Origin of the sequence: Actinoplanes lutulentus (genome assembly GCF_003259845.1) — a bacterium.
In the GTDB taxonomy this organism is placed as follows: domain Bacteria; phylum Actinomycetota; class Actinomycetes; order Mycobacteriales; family Micromonosporaceae; genus Actinoplanes; species Actinoplanes lutulentus.
This window is the reverse complement of record NZ_QLMJ01000001.1, coordinates 345,630-363,280: the sequence shown is the minus strand read 5'-3', so window position 1 is coordinate 363,280 and position 17,651 is coordinate 345,630. Positions and strand designations below refer to the sequence as shown.

13 protein-coding genes are annotated in these 17,651 nt (G+C 71.0%); 6 read left to right on the top strand and 7 right to left on the bottom strand.

Annotated elements, in window-relative coordinates:
* Nucleotides 1-14 precede the first annotated feature (14 nt).
* The 3 genes from B0I29_RS01450 to B0I29_RS01440 form a co-directional block, all read right to left on the bottom strand.
* The gene (locus tag B0I29_RS01450) at nucleotides 15-830 is read right to left on the bottom strand and encodes an oxygenase MpaB family protein (protein ID WP_111646958.1); all 816 of its coding nucleotides are present in this window, start codon (nucleotides 828-830) and stop codon (nucleotides 15-17) included.
* 80 nt (nucleotides 831-910) lie between these two features.
* Nucleotides 911-1,966 carry an NAD(P)-dependent alcohol dehydrogenase gene (locus tag B0I29_RS01445; protein WP_111646957.1) on the bottom strand — a complete coding sequence of 352 codons (1,056 nt, stop codon included), beginning with the start codon at nucleotides 1,964-1,966 and terminating at the stop codon, nucleotides 911-913.
* A complete protein-coding gene (locus tag B0I29_RS01440) occupies nucleotides 1,963-2,424 on the bottom strand; it encodes a DUF4334 domain-containing protein (RefSeq protein WP_111646956.1) in 462 nt (153 codons plus the stop codon). The genes B0I29_RS01445 and B0I29_RS01440 overlap by 4 nt, the downstream gene beginning before the upstream one ends.
* Before the next feature lie 134 nt (nucleotides 2,425-2,558).
* Between B0I29_RS01440 and B0I29_RS01435 the strand changes: the two genes are divergently transcribed.
* Complete coding sequence (locus B0I29_RS01435; protein ID WP_111646955.1) at nucleotides 2,559-3,935, top strand: cellulase family glycosylhydrolase; 1,377 nt, start codon at nucleotides 2,559-2,561, stop codon at nucleotides 3,933-3,935.
* A 78-nt stretch (nucleotides 3,936-4,013) separates the two neighbouring features.
* Entirely contained in the window at nucleotides 4,014-6,212 is a 2,199-nt protein-coding gene (locus tag B0I29_RS01430) for a molybdopterin oxidoreductase family protein (RefSeq protein ID WP_111646954.1), read from the top strand.
* Nucleotides 6,213-6,503: 291 nt separating this feature from the next.
* Here the strand turns inward: B0I29_RS01430 and B0I29_RS01425 are convergent, their stop codons facing one another.
* From B0I29_RS01425 to B0I29_RS01410, 4 genes are read right to left on the bottom strand one after another with little or no spacing between them, the layout of a single operon-like run.
* Complete coding sequence (locus tag B0I29_RS01425) at nucleotides 6,504-9,386, bottom strand: FtsX-like permease family protein (RefSeq protein ID WP_245972115.1); 2,883 nt, start codon at nucleotides 9,384-9,386, stop codon at nucleotides 6,504-6,506.
* A complete protein-coding gene (locus B0I29_RS01420) occupies nucleotides 9,383-12,490 on the bottom strand; it encodes an FtsX-like permease family protein (RefSeq protein WP_111646953.1) in 3,108 nt (1,035 codons plus the stop codon). Before B0I29_RS01420 ends, B0I29_RS01425 begins: the two co-directional genes overlap by 4 nt.
* A complete protein-coding gene (locus B0I29_RS01415; protein WP_111646952.1) occupies nucleotides 12,487-13,158 on the bottom strand; it encodes an ABC transporter ATP-binding protein in 672 nt (223 codons plus the stop codon). Before B0I29_RS01415 ends, B0I29_RS01420 begins: the two co-directional genes overlap by 4 nt.
* The gene (locus tag B0I29_RS01410) at nucleotides 13,155-14,024 is read right to left on the bottom strand and encodes an ABC transporter ATP-binding protein (protein ID WP_111646951.1); all 870 of its coding nucleotides are present in this window, start codon (nucleotides 14,022-14,024) and stop codon (nucleotides 13,155-13,157) included. The genes B0I29_RS01415 and B0I29_RS01410 overlap by 4 nt, the downstream gene beginning before the upstream one ends.
* A gap of 159 nt (nucleotides 14,025-14,183) precedes the next feature.
* On the opposite strand from B0I29_RS01410, the gene B0I29_RS01405 reads away from it, so the two are divergent.
* The 4 genes from B0I29_RS01405 (at nucleotide 14,184) to B0I29_RS01390 (ending at nucleotide 17,647) form a co-directional block, all read left to right on the top strand.
* Entirely contained in the window at nucleotides 14,184-14,684 is a 501-nt protein-coding gene (locus tag B0I29_RS01405) for a SigE family RNA polymerase sigma factor (protein ID WP_111646950.1), read from the top strand.
* Nucleotides 14,681-15,673 (top strand): hypothetical protein, encoded by a 993-nt coding sequence (locus B0I29_RS01400; RefSeq protein ID WP_111646949.1) that lies wholly within the window; start codon nucleotides 14,681-14,683, stop codon nucleotides 15,671-15,673. Before B0I29_RS01405 ends, B0I29_RS01400 begins: the two co-directional genes overlap by 4 nt.
* Before the next feature lie 44 nt (nucleotides 15,674-15,717).
* Complete coding sequence (locus B0I29_RS01395) at nucleotides 15,718-16,854, top strand: aldo/keto reductase (protein ID WP_111646948.1); 1,137 nt, start codon at nucleotides 15,718-15,720, stop codon at nucleotides 16,852-16,854.
* Nucleotides 16,855-17,035: 181 nt separating this feature from the next.
* Nucleotides 17,036-17,647: a VOC family protein gene (locus tag B0I29_RS01390; RefSeq protein WP_111646947.1), complete on the top strand. Its 612-nt coding sequence runs from the start codon at nucleotides 17,036-17,038 to the stop codon at nucleotides 17,645-17,647.
* Nucleotides 17,648-17,651 lie beyond the last annotated feature (4 nt).

The following is a 17,651-nucleotide window of genomic DNA, read 5'->3' as shown; positions in this document are numbered from 1 at the left end:
GACCACCGCTCTGTTTAACCGCGTGCCGCGAGAGGGTTGCGGCGGCGGGCGAGGCGTTTGCGCAGGTTGCCGAGGTAAAGGTCCTTGGCGGCGAAGCGGAGGCGGTCGGGTAGACGCGGATAGATCGCGGTGGTCGCGGTAAGGCCGCGGTTCAAGAGCTTATCGCGGCGCTCTGACCAGGGGAAACCGTAACCGGCGCGGATCGGTTCGGGGAGTAGGCCGACCGTGACGAAGCGGTTGAGCGGGACGGCCGGGCGCAGTGGAACGGGCAGGCCTTCCGGCCAGAGCAGGGTGTTCGCGATGCGGCGCGCGACGTCGCTGACCTGGAGCGTGGTGATGGTGTGCTCGAAGTAGCGCTCGAAGGTGGCTCGATCGGCGGGCCACATGCCCTCGGGGCAGCCGATCGAGGTGGCGAGAACGCTGTATTGCCGGTAGCACTCGTCCTGCTCGTTTTCGGTCAGCGGGCCGAGGACGCGTTGGTAGAGGACCATCGCGGTGTCGTAGAGCGTGGCGTTGACCCAGACCATCAGGTCCGGATCGTTCGCGGAATAGCCCGGCCCGGTGACCTTGGAGTGCATGGCGGAGACCGCGCGGCTGATCGCCTCGGCCTCCGCCCGCGTGCCGTAAAGGACCCCGTAGACGTAACTCATCGTGGTGCGCAGGCGGTCGAGGGGGCGCTCGGCGAAGGAGCTGTGATCGTTGACGCCCTGGGCGACGCCGGGGTGTGCGATCTGGAGGAGCGTGGCCCGGCCGCCGCCGGCGAGCAGCAGCAGACCCTCCCCGGCCACCCGGCGGATCACCGCGGTGTCTTGAAAAAGACCTTCGTCCATGCGACTGACCGTAAACGCTGATTAACTTCCCGGAAAGCTCTCAGCGGGGTTGTGCAGATGGTGCGCGAATTCCGGTTAACTTATCGGTCCATCAGCAGGACCGGCTTGATGGTGCGGCCGGCGATGGCGTCCTGGGCGGCGGTCTCGATGTCGGCGAACGGGTACTCGGTGACGATCTTCTCGAGGGGCAGCTTCATGTCGATCAGCTGGGGGATGAAGGTCGCCGGGTCGGCGTCGCCCTCGATCACGCCGCGGATCCGGATGCCGTTCGCCATCACGGTCATGATGTCGAACCCGGCGGATCCGCCCATGCCGACCAGCGCGAGGGTGCCCCGGCGGCGCAGCGAGCCGATCGCGTGCTCGATCGCGTCCGGGCGGCCGGTCGTGTCGATGGCGTGCTGAGCGCCGCCTTCGGTGAGTGCGCGCAGGGCCTTGACCAGGTCGGGTGTGGCCGGGTCGAGCGCTTCGGCCGCGCCCAGTTCCCTGGCGAGGTCGCGTCGCTCCGGGATCGGGTCGACGGCGAAGACGGTGGCGCCCTGGACGGCGGCGGCCATCACGGCGCTCAGGCCGACGCTGCCGGCGCCGAAGATCACGAGGGTGTCGCCGGGGCCGGCTTCGAGCACGTTGATGACGGTGCCGGCGCCGGTCTGCACACCGCAGCCGAGCGGGGCGGCGAGGGCCGGCGGGAAGTCCGCTGGGATCTTGACGGTGTTGCTCTCGTGGGTGAGGGCGTAGGTGGCGAAGCTGGATTGGCCGAAGAAGCCGCTATAGGTCTTTTTGACGGCATCGGAGCGGCCGCCTCGCGTGTTCAGGTCGCTGCGCTCGCAGTAGGGGCGGTTATTCGACGAGCATTCTGGACAATTTCCGCAACTTCGATAACTGAGGCAGACCGTGTCGCCGGGCGCCACCGAACTGATCCGCGCGCCGACCGCCTCGACCACGCCGGTTCCCTCGTGGCCGAAGATCATCGGCAGGCGTTGCTGAGGCCAGGCGCGGCGCATCGTGAGGTCGGTGTGGCAGATGCCGGCCGCGGTGATCCGGACCAGGATCTCGTCCGGGCGGGGCTCGTCGATCTCGACGTCGTGCAGGGTGAACGGCCCGCCGGGGGTTTCCACCAGAGCCGCTGTTGCCCTCACTCTCGCTCCAGCATGAAGTAGTAGTGCCGGCCGTCGTCGGCCATCACGCCCTTGCCGTTCATCACCCCGAGCACTGTCGCGTCGTCGACCCGCTTGAAGTGGTCGAGGATGGGCCGTCCGTCGTAGACCATCGTCGCGGTCGGCTCGCCACGGAACTCCACGGTCCAGAGGCTGGCGCCGCCCTTCGCGAAGTCGATGTTGGCGTACTTGTTGCCCTCGTCGTCCAGGCAAACCAGCGGGGTGACGTCGGTCAGCGAGGTGAACGTCTTGCCGTGCCAGCGGACCCGCGCCAGGTTGCCCTCGAAGGGGTGGCCGCTGACGAACTCGCTGCCTTTCCAGGCGCCGAGCATCTCCTCGGGCCGGACGGTTTCCAATGTGGTCCAGAGCTGGTCGAGCTCGTCCGGGGTGACTTTTCCGCCCTGGTTCTGGATCTCGTGAATGCGTGTTCGTGCGTCCATGGTTTCGCCCTCCTGTCGCCACTGGTTGTTGTCACTCTGCCAACAGGGTCGTGTTGCCAACAAGTAAACGACATGAGTCAATGGTCTTGGGAGCGCTCCCAATCGCTCTGCCCCCTTTCCCCCGAAGGTGGATCATGAAGAAAACCCTCGGGGCCGCCATCCTCGCGGCCCTCATCCCCCTGTTCTTCTTCGTGCAGCCCGCGTACGCCGCGACCGGCCTGCACATCAGCGGAACCGACATCGTCGAGGCGAACGGACAGAAGTTCGTGATGCGCGGCGTCAACCACATGCACACCTGGTACGCAGGGCAGACCCAGTCGTTCGCGGACATCAAGGCGGCCGGGGCCAACACGGTCCGAGTCGTGCTCAGCGGCGGCCGCTGGACGGCGAACACCGCCGCCGACGTGCAGAACGTGATCGACCTCTGCAAGGCGAACAAGATGATCTGCGTGCTGGAGAACCACGACACCACCGGGTACGGCGAGGACGCCGCCGCGTACACCCTGGATCAGGCCGTGAACTACTGGGTCGGGTTGAAGAGTGTGCTCACCGGCCAGGAGGACTACGTCGTCATCAACATCGGCAACGAGCCGATCGGCAACACGAACCCGGGACAGTGGACCGCCGCCACCGTCGCTGCGATCCAGAAGATGCGCAGCAACGGGTTCCAGCACCTGCTGATGGTTGACGGGCCCAACTGGGGTCAGGACTGGCAGTACACGATGCGGGACAACGCGCAGGCTGTACTTGACGCGGACAGTCAACACAACACAGTCCTGTCGATTCATATGTACGCCGTCTTCAACACGTCAACGTCGATCGTCAACTACCTGGATACGTTCAAGAACAACGGCTGGCCGCTGGTGATCGGCGAGTTCGGCTGGCGGTTCGACTCCAGCCAGGTGGACCACGAGACGCTGCTGTCCGAGGCCGTGGCCCGGGACCTGGGATATCTGGGCTGGTCGTGGGCGGGCAACACCGATCCGGTTCTGGACATGGCGGTCGGCTTCGATCCGGACAACCTGAGCACCTGGGGTGAGCGCATCTTCAACGGCGCGAACGGCATCAAGGCGACAGCGCGCGAGGCGTCGATCTTCGGCGGAGTGTCGCCGTCACCGTCGTCGTCCTCTTCGTCAGCGCCGCCGTCGCCGTCACCGTCGGTCAGCACCCCGCCGTCGCCGTCGCCCTCGGTCAGCACGCCGCCGTCGTCGGCCGGTTGTTCCGCCGCCTATGCGGTCACCGGGCAGTGGCAGGGCGGCTTCCAGGGTGAGGTCAAGGTGACCGCCGGAACCGCGGCGATCAACGGCTGGACCCTGACCTGGACGTTCGCCAACGGGCAGAAGATCAGCAACGCCTGGAGTGCTGACGTGACCAGCAGCGGGGCGGCCGTGACCGCGCGCAACGCGAGCTGGAACGGCAAGCTTGCGGCCGGCGGCACGACGTCGTTCGGCTTCCTCGGATCGTGGACCGGCACCAACGCGGTCCCGGCGGTGACCTGCACGGCGTCCTGAGCGGCTTTCGTAAACCACCGATCTTGGTGCATTCGTGGCAGGATACCGGCCAGTAACCAGGAAGGCCGGTGTCCTGCCATGCGAACCGCGTACCGAACCTGTCCGCTCTGTGAGGCCGCTTGCGGCCTGGAACTGACCGTGAGCGAGGATCGCGTGGTCGCCGCGCGCGGCGACCGTGACCACGTGTTCAGTCACGGCTTCGTCTGTCCGAAAGGCGCCACGTTCGGGCAGCTCACCGGCGATCCGGACCGGTTGCGGCAGCCGCTCGTGCGCCGCGACGGACGGCACGTCGAGGTGAGCTGGGACGAGGCGTTCGCCGCGGTCGAGGCCGGTCTGCGGCCGCTGCTGGAGCGGCACGGGCGCAACGCGCTCGCGATCTACCTCGGCAACCCGAACGCGCACACGATGGCCGGTGGCCTCTACGTCACGCCGATGATCAAAGCGGCCGGCACTCGCAACGTCTTCTCGGCCAGCACCGTCGACCAGATGCCCAAGCACGTCTCCAGCGGCTATCTGTTCGGCCACCCGCTGACCATCCCGGTGCCCGATATTGATCGCACCGACTTCCTGCTGATCCTCGGCGCCAACCCGTGGGAGTCGAACGGCAGCCTCGCCACCGCCGCCGATTTCCCCGGCCGGCTCAAGGCCATCCAGGCGCGCGGCGGTCGTTTCGTGGTGGTCGATCCGCGTAGGACTCGGACCGCCGAGCACGCCGACGAGCACCTGTTCATCCGGCCCGGCACCGACGCGTACCTGCTCTTCGGCATCGTCCACACGCTCTTCGACGAGGGGCTCGTGAATCTGCGCGATCTCGCCGGGCACGTGACCGGAATCGATCAGGTGCGTGCGCTCGCTGCCGGCTTCGGTCCGGACAAGGTCGCGGCCGCCTGCGGCGTGCCGGCCGAGCGGGTGCGAGATCTGGCACGGCAACTCGCGCTTTCCGACAAGGCAGCGGTGTACGGAAGAATCGGCACCTGCACCGTCGAATTCGGCACCCTGACGAGCTGGCTCGTCGACGTGATCAACGTGCTGACCGGCAACCTCGACCGTCCCGGCGGGGTGATGTTCCCGCTCGCAGCACACCTGCGGCCGTCCGCTGCCGGTCCTGGCAAAGGCTTCACGGTCGGCCGGTGGCACAGCCGGGTTCGCGGGTTTCCCGAGGTCAAGGGGGAGTTGCCGGTCGCCACGCTCGCCGACGAGATCGAGACGCCGGGCGAGGGACAGGTCCGCGCGTTCCTCACCGTCGCGGGGAACCCGGCGCTCTCGACGCCGAACAGCGGCCGGCTGGACCGGGCGCTGGGTGAGCTCGAGTTCATGGTCAGCGTCGACCCGTACCTCAACGAGACGACACGGCACGCCGACGTCGTGCTGCCGCCGCTCGAAGCCACCAGCAAGGGGCACTTCGACTTCTCGTTCCTCGGGTTCGCGGTGCGCAACTTCGCGGCGTACTCCCCGCCGGTCTTCCCGCCGGTCTCTCCGTCGGTCTCTCCGTCGTCGGGCATCGACGAGTGTGACATTCTGGCGCGGCTGATCATGGTCCTGACCGGTGCCTTCCCCGACGCTGACGCTGTCCATGAGCACCTGCTCACGCAGGCACTGGAACGCTCCGGCTTCGCGCAATCCCGAGATTTGGTACGCGGGGACGGCCCGGCCGAGCGGCTCCTTGATGTGGCGGTGCGCTCCGGTGCGTACGGTGATCAATTCGGTGAGCGTCCCGGCGGCCTCTCGCTGGAACGGCTGCTGGAGAACCCGCACGGCATCGACCTCGGTCCGCTGCAACCGCGCGTGCCGGAGATCCTGAAGACACCGAGCGGCACCATTGAGCTGTGCGTGCCGCAGCTGGCCGCCGAGGCCGATCGGCTGCTCGCCGCACCGGTCCCCGCCGAAGAGCAACTCGTCCTGATCGGGCGGCGGCATCTGCGGTCCAACAACAGCTGGATGCACAACGTGCCCGCGCTGGTGAAGGGGCGCGACCGGTGCACGCTGCAGGTCAACCCGGCGGACGCGGCGCGGCTGGCACTGACCGACGGCGACGAGGCGCAGGTGACGTCGCGGGCGGGGTCGCTGACAGCGCGCGTAGAGGTGACCGACCGGGTGATGCCGTCCGTGGTGAGCCTGCCGCACGGGTGGGGCCATTCCCTGCCGGGCGTACGCCTGTCAGTGGCAGCCGAGCACCCGGGGGTCAACTCCAACGTGCTCACCGACGAACTGGTGATCGACCCCCTGTCCGGCAACAGCGTCCTGAACGGCATCCCGGTAGACATCAAACCCCTCTGACCCGGCCGCAGCCGGCTTGCGCTTACGGTCGTTGATTGGCGCTCGGGGCGACCACAAGCACAAGCCAGTTTCGGCCGGCTTGTGCTTGTGGTCGTTGTTTAGCGCGTTGGGCGACCGTGAGCGCGAGCCGGATCGCGTGCCGGTTGTCGCGCGTGATTGTCGGCTGTACGGCACGGTTGCCGGCTGTCACGCACGGCGACCGTGGCGTACAGCTGGTTGTGGCTTAACGCCACGGCTGCCGGCTGTCACGCACGGCGGCCGTGGTGTTCAGCCGGTCAGGTGGCTACTCGGTCAGGTGCCTACTCGGAGGACTTCGCTCAGGTGCTGGCGGCGGCGTAGGGCGGACTCGGCCGGTGCCACTGCCAGCGCCACGACCAGGAACGACGTGGACACCACGATCAGTGCCGGCCAGGGCAGGTGCGCGGCCGGGTCGGCTGACTGGCCGGTCAGCAGGCGTAGTGCCAGCGGGCCCAGCGTTTGCCAGGCCAGCCCCAGTCCCAGCGCCGGACCCGCGAGAGCGGCCACCGCGGCGAGCGGCAACAATTCCGCTGTCGCGACCCGGCGGGCGTCGCGGGGGCGCAGGCCGATGGTGCGTAGCCGGGTGAGTGTCTGCCAGCGGTCCGGTGCGGTGGCCGCCGCGCTGAGCGTGAACCCGAGCAGCCCCAGCGCGAGCATCACCACGGCCGAAGCCCACGCCAGCCGGAGCAGGCCGCTGACCAGGGGAGCGTCGTGCCGTTCCCGCAGGATCTCGGTGCGGATCACGGCGTCACCGGCTACCCCGCTGGTGGTGATCGCCTGCGCGGCGCCGGGGCCGGTGGCCCAGATCGTGTCCGGTTCGGCGGTCATTCCGGCGGTGGCGAGGGCGTTCGCGTCGACCAGGACTACGTCGGGAGCGCCACCGATCGCGGGTGCTGTTCCGATGGCGGTGAGCGCCACGGCGGGCGCGTCGTCGCGGAGCAGTTGAAGCTTCATCCCGACCCGCATGCCGCCGTCAGCCGACAGAACCAGCGCCGGCACAGAAGACCCCTCATCCGACATTTCCGATTTGTCCGGGAAGAGGGTCGGCAAAGCGGATGCCGAAGCAGTTGCCGGCGCGGACGCTGAAGCGGATGGCGAAGCGGAAGACTCCAGCCCTGCCAGGGCCCCGCCGTCAGGCAGCGGTGTGTCCTCCAGCAACTCCCGGAACGCCCTCGCATCCACGATCACCAGGCGCGGCGACACCGTCACCTCCTCCGCGACGATGCGCGCGCCATCAATCACCTGACCAGCCACAACATGCGAGACACCACGCTGCCCCGCGATCCGCCGTACCAACTCCGGCGAAGCCAACGAATCCGGCGCCAGGTCCAGCCGCGCCTCCGCCCCGACCGTCCGCCACGCGCCGTCGCGCAGCCCCGCCTCCACGGTTCCGGCGACGGTAAAAGCGAACACCGGCAACCCCGCCGCGACCACCATCGTGACCAGCGGCAACACCCGTCCGGCAGTCTCCGCGACCCGGGACGCCCCGAAAACCGCGAGCGGCCGCGTCGACCGCACCGCCCACCGCAGCGCGAATCCGGCTCCCACCGGCGCCAGCCGCAACACGATCAGCGCACCGGCGAGAACACCGAGCGTTGGCGCGGCCGCAGGCAACCAAACAGCGGCTCCCGGCTGTACCCCACGCTGGTGCAGTGCCGCGAACGCCGCCGCGACCACAGCGAATACGGCGAGCTCTCCCGCGACCCGGCGCATCTGGGCGGTCCGTGCGACCCGCCGCCGGGCGCTGCGGTTGGCGGGCGCGCGCCGGTCGCGGGTCGCGCGCGCGGCGGCGATCACCGCGAGCACGGGCGCGGCCATGACGGCCGCGAGCACCACCGGCACCACCGCGACCAGGGCCGCAACCCCGAAAGAAGGCTGCGGGCCGTTGCCGCTCACGCTCTGCGAGACGAGGGTACGCGCAAAAGCGAGCCCGATCCCGGCAGCGAACAGTGCGACAGTGGCCGACTCGATGACCAGCTCGATCGCCAGGACGGGCAGTCCGGTGCCGCGCTGCCGGGCCACGGCCAGCGCCGGGGTGCGCCGGTGCACGACCAGCCCGGCGGCCAGCAGCAGGACCAGTACGGCGACCGTGAGCACCGCGATGAGCAGCACGGACGCCTGCGCAGAGGCGGCGTTCACCTGTTCGCGGACGTCGCGCAGCACCGCGTCGAGCTGGGTGTTCCAGGTCGAGGCGGTGTCGAACGAGCTGGACGACGCGGACGTGGCCTTGAGCGTCACCGCGGTCGCGGCGATCCGGTCGGCGGATTCCCAGGTCAGCACGTCGGGGTCAGGGCTGAACCAGACCGTGCGTTTGGTGTCGTCGGGTCCGAACGCGAGCCGCGCGTCGGGCAGCGACGCGGCGGAGAGCAGGCCGCCGAACCGGGTGCTGCCGAGGCCGTCCGCCCCGGTCACCGGTTCGAGCAGCCAGGGCGCGAGCCGCCACGCCGGGTCGGCCGGGTCGGCGGGCCGGAACACGCCGCTGACCACGACGTCCTTCGGGTTGCCCTTCTCGTCGGCGACCGGGATGTGGTCGCCGGGCTCGGCGTCGAACGCGGCGGCCGCCGTCTCGGACAGGCCGATCGACACGGTCCAGGGCGGCCCGGACGGCGCCACCTCGGGGAACCCTTCCTCGGTCGGTCCGGGTTCACCGCCGGTGAGCCAGGTGACGGCCGGTCCGCCGTCGCGGGACAGGTACCCGAGCCGCAGCGTCCGCAGCACGCTCCCGTCGGTGACCTTGAGGGTAGGCGTGATGACCCCGGCGACCGGCGGGAGCAGCGCTGCGCGCAGGCCTCCGCCGAGCTCGTTGAGGGCGCGTTCCCGCAGCGCGGTGACGTCCTCGGCGAGCCGCGGCATCCGGATCCGGCCGGTCTCGCCGTCGTCCGGCTCCCAGCGCGCGGTCACGGTCACGTCGGCGTTGCTGCCGGCCCGGCGTACCGCGTCCCGGACGGCCTCGTCAGCGGTCGACCGCAGCAGCGACGGCACCGCCCCGGCCAGCGCGGACACCACGGCGACCACGACGGCGGTGAGCACCAGCGGCCCGGCGTCGGCCCGCGCCCGGCCCCGGATGCTGGGCCAGTGCAGGACCGGCCAGTGCAGGACCGGCCAGTGCAGGACCGGCCGGCGCAGGCTCGGCCAACGCGGACTGGGGAGCTTCATGAGGCGACTCGCAGGTGGGCGGCGTCGGCGCGGCGGGACTGCACCAGCACGACGGAGGTGACCGCGATGAGTGCGGCGGCGAGCAGGGCGGTCAGCAGGCCGGCTTGCGCCGGCCAGGGCCACATCGGAACCACATCGGGTACGGGGGCGGCGCCGGTTTCCGAGCGTACAAGCAGGGGCGCGACGATCCAGGTGGACAGCGCTCCGACGGCCGCGCCGGCCGCCCAGAGCGGGAGCAGGACGACCATGTGCTGGCCGAGCAGCGTGCTGCGGATCTCGCGGCGGGTCATGCCGAGGCCGCGCAGCCGGGCCACTTCGAGGGCACGGGCCTGCAGGTCGCAGGTGACGTGCAGGAGCACGCCGGCGAGCAGCAGCAGGGCGGCCGCCGGTACGAGCAGCCGCAGCACGGCCGGGAGCCCGGCGGGCACCGGTCCGGCGGTGAGCCGGTCGGTCTCGCCGGCGCGGGTGACGGCCGTGCCCAGGTGCAGGCCGGTGAGCTCGGTGTGGACCGGATCGCCGACCCACCAGGCGTCCACCGGGGATCCGAGGTCGCCGCGGACGGCCAGGGCACGGGAGAGGGTGTCCAGGTCGGCGAGCAGGGCGGCGCCGCCGGGTGCGGAGGGTACCGCCGGCACCAGGTCGGCGACCGTGATCGGCACGGCGGTCAGTCCGATGGTCAGATCCAGCCGGCCACCCACCCGTACCCCAAGGTCGTGGGCGAAGCCGGCGGAGACCGCGACCGGAACCGGTCCGGGGTCTTCGAACGCGGTCGCGACCAGGGTGCGGGCCGCTTCCGGCGGGCCGCCGAGCTGAACGGTCCCGGTCATCCGCAGCCCACTTCGGCCGGTCGTGACGGCCGGATCGGTGAGCTGCTCGGCGGACGGCGCTGCCGAGGTCGCGGTCCATTTCGCCGAGGCAGGAGTGGTGCCGGGGATGGTCAGGGTGATGACGATGTCGCTGGTTGCCGTCGCGTCCCAGGAGATGGCGTCGCCGGTCACCGGGACGGCGACCGCGATCACGCGTACCCCAGAAGGCGGAACGCACGCGCCCAGCCGGTGTGGCCGCGCGTCGAGGGTGACCGGCGCGGTTGCGCAAGTGGTTCGCAGGCCGGTCGCGTCCTCGAGGAGGAGCTCCGGGGTCACCGACAGGTGAGCGCCGGAGCTCGCGGTGCCGGTGAGAGTGGGCGTACCGGTGAGAGGGAGGCCCTCGGCCCCGGCCGGCGCGGCGAGTTTCGCGCCCACCTGTGCCCAGGTGCGGCCGTTGTCAAGACGGCCGCGCAGCAGTGCGCCGGCCCGGTCGGTGTCGACCGCGACCAGGCGGGGAGCGGCGCCGGCACCGCCCAGCCATTGACCGACGGCTACGCCTCGGTCGACGGCGGGGCTGACCGTTCCACCGGTCGCGGCCGCCACGGCAGCGCCCTGACCCGCTGTTGGTGGCTGGGTGAGCGCGAGGGTGAGGTCGGTGCCGACGGCGAGGGCGGCCTGATCGCGCTGCGAGCGTTCCCAGGTGGCGTCAAGGGCGATGCCGAACGTCGCGGACGCGCAGGCCAGGGTGACCAGCAGCCCGGCCGCGGTGGCCTGCGGACGGCGGGCGGCCTCGAAGGCGGCGAGGGGCAGCGGGAGGCTGTTCGCGCGGCGGGCGAGGCGGTCGGCGAGCGCGAGCGCGGGTGGCGCGAGACGCAGTGCCAGGGCCGCGCCGGCGATGAGCAGCAGTGCCGGCGCCAGGACCCGGACCACGTCGGGGCCGCCGGCATCGCCGGTGGGCTGGGCGCGCAGCTGCCACCAGCCGCCGGCCGCCAGCGCGACCAGCAGGATGTCGGCGCCGGAGCGGGCCAGCAGGTCGCGGCGGGTCCGTTCGTCAGTGGCCGGGGCGGCCCGCAGACCGGAAACGATCAGCATGACGGCGAGTGCGGCGGCGCCCGCGGCGATGGTGAGCACCTGGGCAGCGGTGATCGTCGGCGCGGATGCGAGGCCGGCGCCACCCAGCGGTGGCAGGTGGGTGAGCGCGGTGTGCAGCAGCGAGGACGCCGGGATCGCCAGCGCGGTGGCGAGCAGCGCGAGCGCGGCGGCCTCGATGGCGGCCACCCCGGCGAGCTGGCCGCGGCCCGCGCCGAACGACGAGAGCAGCGCGGACTCGGCGGCGCGCAGATCGGTGGTGAGGCGGCCGGCCAGGGACAGCGCGGTGGCGGTGAGTACCGCGCCGAGGACCGCCACGGCGAGGACCGCCGCGTTGGTGACCTGCTGCTGGTGCCGCGACGACTGGAGCACCGAGGGCAGCTGGGAGGCGACCCGCTCGATGCGTACCCGCTCGCCGAGGACGCGGGCCAGGCGGCGATCGGCGGTGCGCACGTTCGCCGTGACGGCGTCCAGGTCCGCCAGCCGGGGCGCGGACAGGTCCGGCACCGCGGTGATCTCCAGCCGGTCGAGGGTGGAGCCGGTGGCGAGCAGGTCGTCCCAGCCGACCAGGAACGGGCCGTACGCGCGGGAGTCGCGCAGGGAACTCGTGTCCCGGTACGCCGGGTCGAATCCGGCGCCGGCCAGCGGATCACGGTCCCAGCCGGTGCCGACCAGTGGGCGTACCACCCCGACGATGGTCACGGTCAGCGCCGGTGCGGGGTCGCGGGACAGTTCGGGGCCGAGGCGTACGCGACTGCCGGTGGTGACGCCGAGCTGGCGCGCCGTGGTCTCCAGGACGACGCCCTCGCCCGGGGCGGAGGGCCAGCGCCCGGTGGCGAGCTCGGCGCTGGCGGGCAGGTCCTGGACGGCGGAGAGATATCCGGCGGAGTCCTTCGACAGCGCGCGCAGCACGCTGGAGGCACGCCCGTCGGTGCGGACCTCGAACGGCGCGAGCGAGCTGGTCAGCAGGTCCCGGGTGTCCGCCGCGACCCCGGCGGCGTCCGCGCCCAGAACCGTCACGTTGTACGCGGTGACCTGGGCGTCCTCGGCCGTCGACCGGGACGCCGCCACCTCCAGGGCGCGGTCCGCGGTACGCGTCACGAGCAGCGCACAGGTGCCGAGCAGGGTGGCGCCGAGCGACACGATGGCGACCAGGACGGCGAGGAGCTGCCACTGCGCCCGCGCCCGCCCGAGGAGCAGCCCGGTCACTCCGTGATCCGGCCGTCGTTGATCCGGATCACGCGGTCGGCAAGCGCCATCATGATCGGGTCATGGGTGGAGATCAGCGCGGTGACGCCCTCGGACTCGACCACCCCGCGCAGCAGCGCCATCACCGATCGGCCGGTGTCGGCGTCGAGCTGGCCGGTCGGCTCGTCGGCGATGAGCAGCCGCGGCGAGGCGGCCAGGGCCCGGGCGATCGCGACCCGCTGCTGCTGGCCGCCGGAGAGCTCGCCCGGCCGCTGCCCGGCGTGGTCACCGAGCCCGACCAGGTCGAGCAGCAGGGCCACCCGGCGTTCGCGCTCGGCCGCCGGGGTGCGTGCCAGCCGCAGCGGCGCGCCCACGTTCTCAGCGGCGGACAGGACCGGGATCAGGCCGAACGTCTGGAAGACGTACGAGACCTTCTCCCGGCGCAGCAGCGACAGGCCGTCCTCGTCGAGGGCGGTCACCTCGACGCCGTCGACGTGCACGGTGCCGGTGTCCGGGCGGTCCAGGCCGCCGATCACGTTGAGCAGGGTGGTCTTGCCGGATCCGGAGCGCCCGACCAGGGCGACCATGGTGCCCGCTTCGACGTCGAAGCTCACGTCCTGGAGGGCGTGCACCGCGGTTTCTTTCTCGCCGAAGGTGCGCGTGATCTTTCGGACTGTCAGGAGGGTCATTTTTGATCTTCCGCGGGGTGGACCGTGATGTGACCTGTCTCCAGGGCGAGGCGCACCCGGCGGGTCATCGCCAGGGCCTCGCGGTACTCGCGGGGGATCTGCACGCGGCCGGCGCGGTCCATCACGGCGTACTCCTCGGCGATCACGTGGGTGTCGCCGTTCTCGGCGGTGGCGGTGCGGCGCAGCACCTCGCTGCTGGTCCGGCCGTCGCGGATCGCCACCGTGCGCTCCACCTGGCCGCTCACCGACGGATCGTGGGTGACCACCACGACGGTGACACCGAACTCCCGGTTGACGTGCCGCAACGCCTCGAAAACCTCGGCCGAGGTGGTGGTGTCGAGCTCGCCGGTCGGCTCGTCGGCGAGCAGCACCCGCGGCCGGTTGGCGAGCGCCACCGCGATCGCGACCCGCTGCTGCTGGCCGCCGGACATCTGCGAGGGCCGCCGGTCGGCGCAGTCGGCGATGCCGAGCGTCTCGAGAAGCTCACCGGCGCGTTCGCGCCGGTCTCGCTTCGGCATCCGGGCGGCGGCCATCGGCAGGTCGATCACCTGCTTGGCCGAAAGGTACGGAACCAGGTTGCTCGCCGTCTGCTGCCGGACGAACCCGACCGTCTGCCTGCGGTACCGCACCCGGTCGGCGCGGGACATCGCCAGCAGGTCCCACTGGTCGACGTGTGCGCGGCCGGCGGTGGGCGCGTCGATACCGGCCAGGATGGAGAGCAGAGTGGACTTGCCGGAGCCGGACGCGCCGACCACGGCGATCATCTCGCCGGCGTCGACGGACAGGTCGAGACCTTGCAGAGCCTGTACCTCGATCGAGCCGGTCTGGTAGATCCGGACCAGGCTCTCGCAGAGGATCAACGACATATTTCCCCCGTACAGATCTTGAGCCTGCCTTTCCTACTCCTGTTGGCGGTGCCTTGCAAACACGGCGGGTCCTGCAGGCACAGCGGGTCTTGCAAACACGGCTGGTCTTGTAAACATGTCCGGTCGCCCGGCTCGTCTTTCATGGTGAGGGGGGAATTCATGCGGAGCGGCTTCGAGGAGTACGTGAGAGCGCGTGGCGACGCCTTGCGCCGATTCGCCTACCTGCTGTGCGGCGACCGGCATCTCGGCGAGGATCTCGTGCAGGAAGTGCTGGTCAAGGCCTATCGGCGATGGCATCGTATCGAGGCCGACCAGCCCGACAGCTATCTGCGGACCGCTCTGGTCCGCTCGCACGTGAGCTGGTTGCGCCGCCGATCCAGCGGGGAGCGGCCCGGCGCGGTCGCGGAGGACCGGCCGATCGCCGGCGACATGGCCGACGAGCAGGCGACCCGGGCCGATCTGTGGACCCGGCTCGCTCTGCTGAGCCGGGCGCAGCGGGCCGTCCTGGTGCTGCGTTACTACGAGGACCTCGACGACAAACAGATCGCTGAGGTGCTGCGCTGCTCGCCGTCGACCGTCCGGGTGCACGCCGCGCGTGGCCTGTCGCGACTGCGGGCCGAGCTGGTCCCGTCCGTTTCCGGGGAAGGAGCTTCGTCGTGAGTCTGGAAGACGATCTGCGCATCGCCCTGCACGAGCACGCCGCCGAGCCGGCGCCTCATCGTGATCTCTGGGAGGGCGTCACCTCCGGGGTCCGCCGTGACCGGCGCCGCCGTGCGGTGCTGGCCACCGGCGCGGCCGTCGTGGCGATCACGGCGGTGGCCACGGTGCCGGCGATCCTCGCCGCCCGCGATGACCGGTCCGCGCCGATCATGCCGGCGACACCGGCGCCGTCCGCGTCGTCGGTTCCGGCCATCGACTGGGTGTGGCCGATCCCGGCCGGGCAGCTCTTCCCGCGCGAGCCCGGCTGGGTGCCCGGCGGGCTGGGCGAGCCGACCGCGATGGTGATGGGTGCGAACAGGGTGCTGCACTACGAGCAGGACGAGTCGATCCTGGAGGCCGAGGTCGGGCCGATCGAGCCGTCCTGGGAGTCCGAGGGCGAGGAGGACCACACCGCCGACGTGGGCGGGCGGCCGGCGACCGTGCGGACAGCGTCGCTCTACGACGGTTCGAAACCGGGCGAGCAGTTCGTCGGCGTCCGGTGGCGTGCCGGCGCTGGTGAATGGATGCAGGTGCTGAGCTGGGGCGACCGCGACGAGGACGAGATCCTGCGGTTCGCCCGCGAGCTGAAACAGGGCAGTGGGCCGGGCGTGCCGGACGATCTCGCGTTCGCGCTGGTGCCGTCCGGGTTCAGCGTGCAGCACCAGAGCGAGGGCAGTCTCTGCGTGGCGGCGCCCGAGGTGATCGCGTCGGAGCGTCAGCCGGCCGGCCTCTGCGTCTACGTGGTCGACGAGGCCTACCAGCCGGTCGCCGAGGCCGGCCCGGAGCACGTGACGATCGGCGGGCGGCCGGCCACCTATTACGAAGACCCGCCACGGATCGACGTGGACCTGGGCGGCGGCAAGACGCTGAACATCACCTGGGACGCGGAGGCGATCCCGCTGACCCGTGCGGAGGCGATCCGTTTCGCCGAGGGGGTGACGGTGCGATGATTTCTGGACTTGCGGGTCCATTTTTGCCGGATCACAGTGGGCCCATGAATCAGTATTACCTGCTCGGACGGTCGGGGCTGCGGGTCAGCCGGCTGGCTCTGGGAACCATGAACTTCGGCGTGGACGGGTTCCACGCGGCCTACGGCAAGAGCGAGGAGGAGGCCGAACCGATCTTCCGGACGTACGTGGAGAACGGCGGGAACTTCGTCGACACGGCCGACTTCTACACGGCGGGGGAGAGCGAGCGGATCCTCGGCCGGCTGATCGCCCGGTCGGGTCTGCGGGACCGGCTCGTGCTGACCAGCAAGTTCACCAACACGGTCGACCCGGCCGACCCGAACGCTGGCGGGAACGGCCGCAAACACATGATCCGGGCCCTCGACGATTCACTGCGGCGGCTCGGCACCGATTACCTCGACCTGTTCCTGCTGCACACCTGGGACCGGATCACCCCGGTGGAGGAGGTCGTGCGGACCTTCGACGACCTGGTCCGGGCCGGCAAGATCCGTTACGCCGGGCTCTCCGACGTCCCGGCCTGGTACGCGTCCCGCGCCCAGACCTACGCCGAGGCGCACGGGCTCAGCCCGATGGTGACCGTGCAGTTGCCGTACTCGCTGGTCAACCGGGTGATCGAGCCCGAGTTCGTGCCGATGGCCCAATCGCTCGGCATGGGCCTGACCGCGTGGAGCCCGATCGGCGGCGGCCTGCTCAGCGGCAAATACCAGGCGAAAGCCGGGAACCAGGCGACGGCCGGGAACCACGCGAATGGCGGGAATCCCGCGAGCGGTGGGACCGGGCGGCTCAGCGGTGCCGATGGCAGCGGGCCCGCGATCAGCGAGCACGACCGTGCGGTGATCGGCGCGCTGGAGAAGGTGGCCGCCGACCTGGGCCGGCCGATGGCCCAGGTGGCGATCAACTGGGTGGTCAACCAGCCGGGAGTGGCCTCGGCCGTGATCGGCGCGAGCAGCGCCGAGCAGCTGCGCGGCAACATGGCCGCCCTCGACTTCGAGCTGCCGGCCGACGCGCTCCGGGCTCTCGACGAGGCGAGCGCGCGGCCCCTGGCCCCGCCGTACTCGATGTTCACGCCGGAGTACCAGGCGTGGATCGTCAGCCCGGGCCTGGCGATCGGCGACAAACCGGCCGGGTACGCCCCACCCGTGCTGAACAGGGCCCGGGGGTAGACGCCACGGGACTGCACCCGTGCTGAACAGGCCCGGGGGTAGACGCCAGGGGACTGCACCCGTGCTGAACGGGGCCCGGGGGTGGACCAGGGACTTGCCCTGGGGCGATGCCCGTGCCCTTCGAGCGATCGTGTTCATGCGGATGCCGGTCGGCATCCGGCACAGGCGGAGGTTGAGAACAATGGTTGATTACCAGGTCGAGATCGTGGTCCTGCCGGTCTCGGACGTCGATCGGGCCAAGGAGTTCTACGGGCGGCTGGGCTTCCGGGAGGACGTCGACTACGCGGGGCCGGCAGGCTTCCGGGTCGTGCACTTCACCCCGCCCGGCTCGTCCGCCTCGATCATCGTCGGGTCCGGGGTCACCGACGCGGCCCCCGGCTCGTCGAAAGGTGTGCACCTGGTCGTCGACGACATCGTGGCCGCCCACGACGATCTGGTCGCCAAGGGTGTCGACGTGAGCGAGGTCTTCCACGACGCCGGTGGGGTGTTCCACCACGCCGGCACGGATGCCCGTGTCGCCGGGCCGCACCCGGACCGGCAGACGTACGGCTCGTTCCTGTCGTTCACCGACCCGGACGGCAACCAGTTCTTCCTGCAGGAGGTGACGAAGCGGCTGCCCGGGCGGGTCAGCCAGGTCGTTTACGGCTCGGTGGGCGAGGTCGAGCAGGCGCTGCGGGACGCGGCGATCGCGCACGGCAAGCACGAGGCCGAGGTGCTGGGCGGCAAGCACGACGAGGACTGGCCGGCCTGGTACGCGGCGTACATGGCCGAGGCCGCGGGCCTGGCTGCTTGATCCG

Coding starts and splice junctions, on each gene's coding strand:
- B0I29_RS01450 (WP_111646958.1), bottom strand. CDS start 830: ATGGACGAAGGTCTTTTTCAAGACACCGCGGTGATCCGCCGGGTGGCC.
- B0I29_RS01440 (WP_111646956.1), bottom strand. CDS start 2,424: ATGGACGCACGAACACGCATTCACGAGATCCAGAACCAGGGCGGAAAA.
- B0I29_RS01435 (WP_111646955.1), top strand. CDS start 2,559: ATGAAGAAAACCCTCGGGGCCGCCATCCTCGCGGCCCTCATCCCCCTG.
- B0I29_RS01430 (WP_111646954.1), top strand. CDS start 4,014: ATGCGAACCGCGTACCGAACCTGTCCGCTCTGTGAGGCCGCTTGCGGC.
- B0I29_RS01425 (WP_245972115.1), bottom strand. CDS start 9,386: ATGAAGCTCCCCAGTCCGCGTTGGCCGAGCCTGCGCCGGCCGGTCCTG.
- B0I29_RS01415 (WP_111646952.1), bottom strand. CDS start 13,158: ATGACCCTCCTGACAGTCCGAAAGATCACGCGCACCTTCGGCGAGAAA.
- B0I29_RS01410 (WP_111646951.1), bottom strand. CDS start 14,024: ATGTCGTTGATCCTCTGCGAGAGCCTGGTCCGGATCTACCAGACCGGC.
- B0I29_RS01405 (WP_111646950.1), top strand. CDS start 14,184: ATGCGGAGCGGCTTCGAGGAGTACGTGAGAGCGCGTGGCGACGCCTTG.
- B0I29_RS01395 (WP_111646948.1), top strand. CDS start 15,718: ATGAATCAGTATTACCTGCTCGGACGGTCGGGGCTGCGGGTCAGCCGG.
- B0I29_RS01390 (WP_111646947.1), top strand. CDS start 17,036: ATGGTTGATTACCAGGTCGAGATCGTGGTCCTGCCGGTCTCGGACGTC.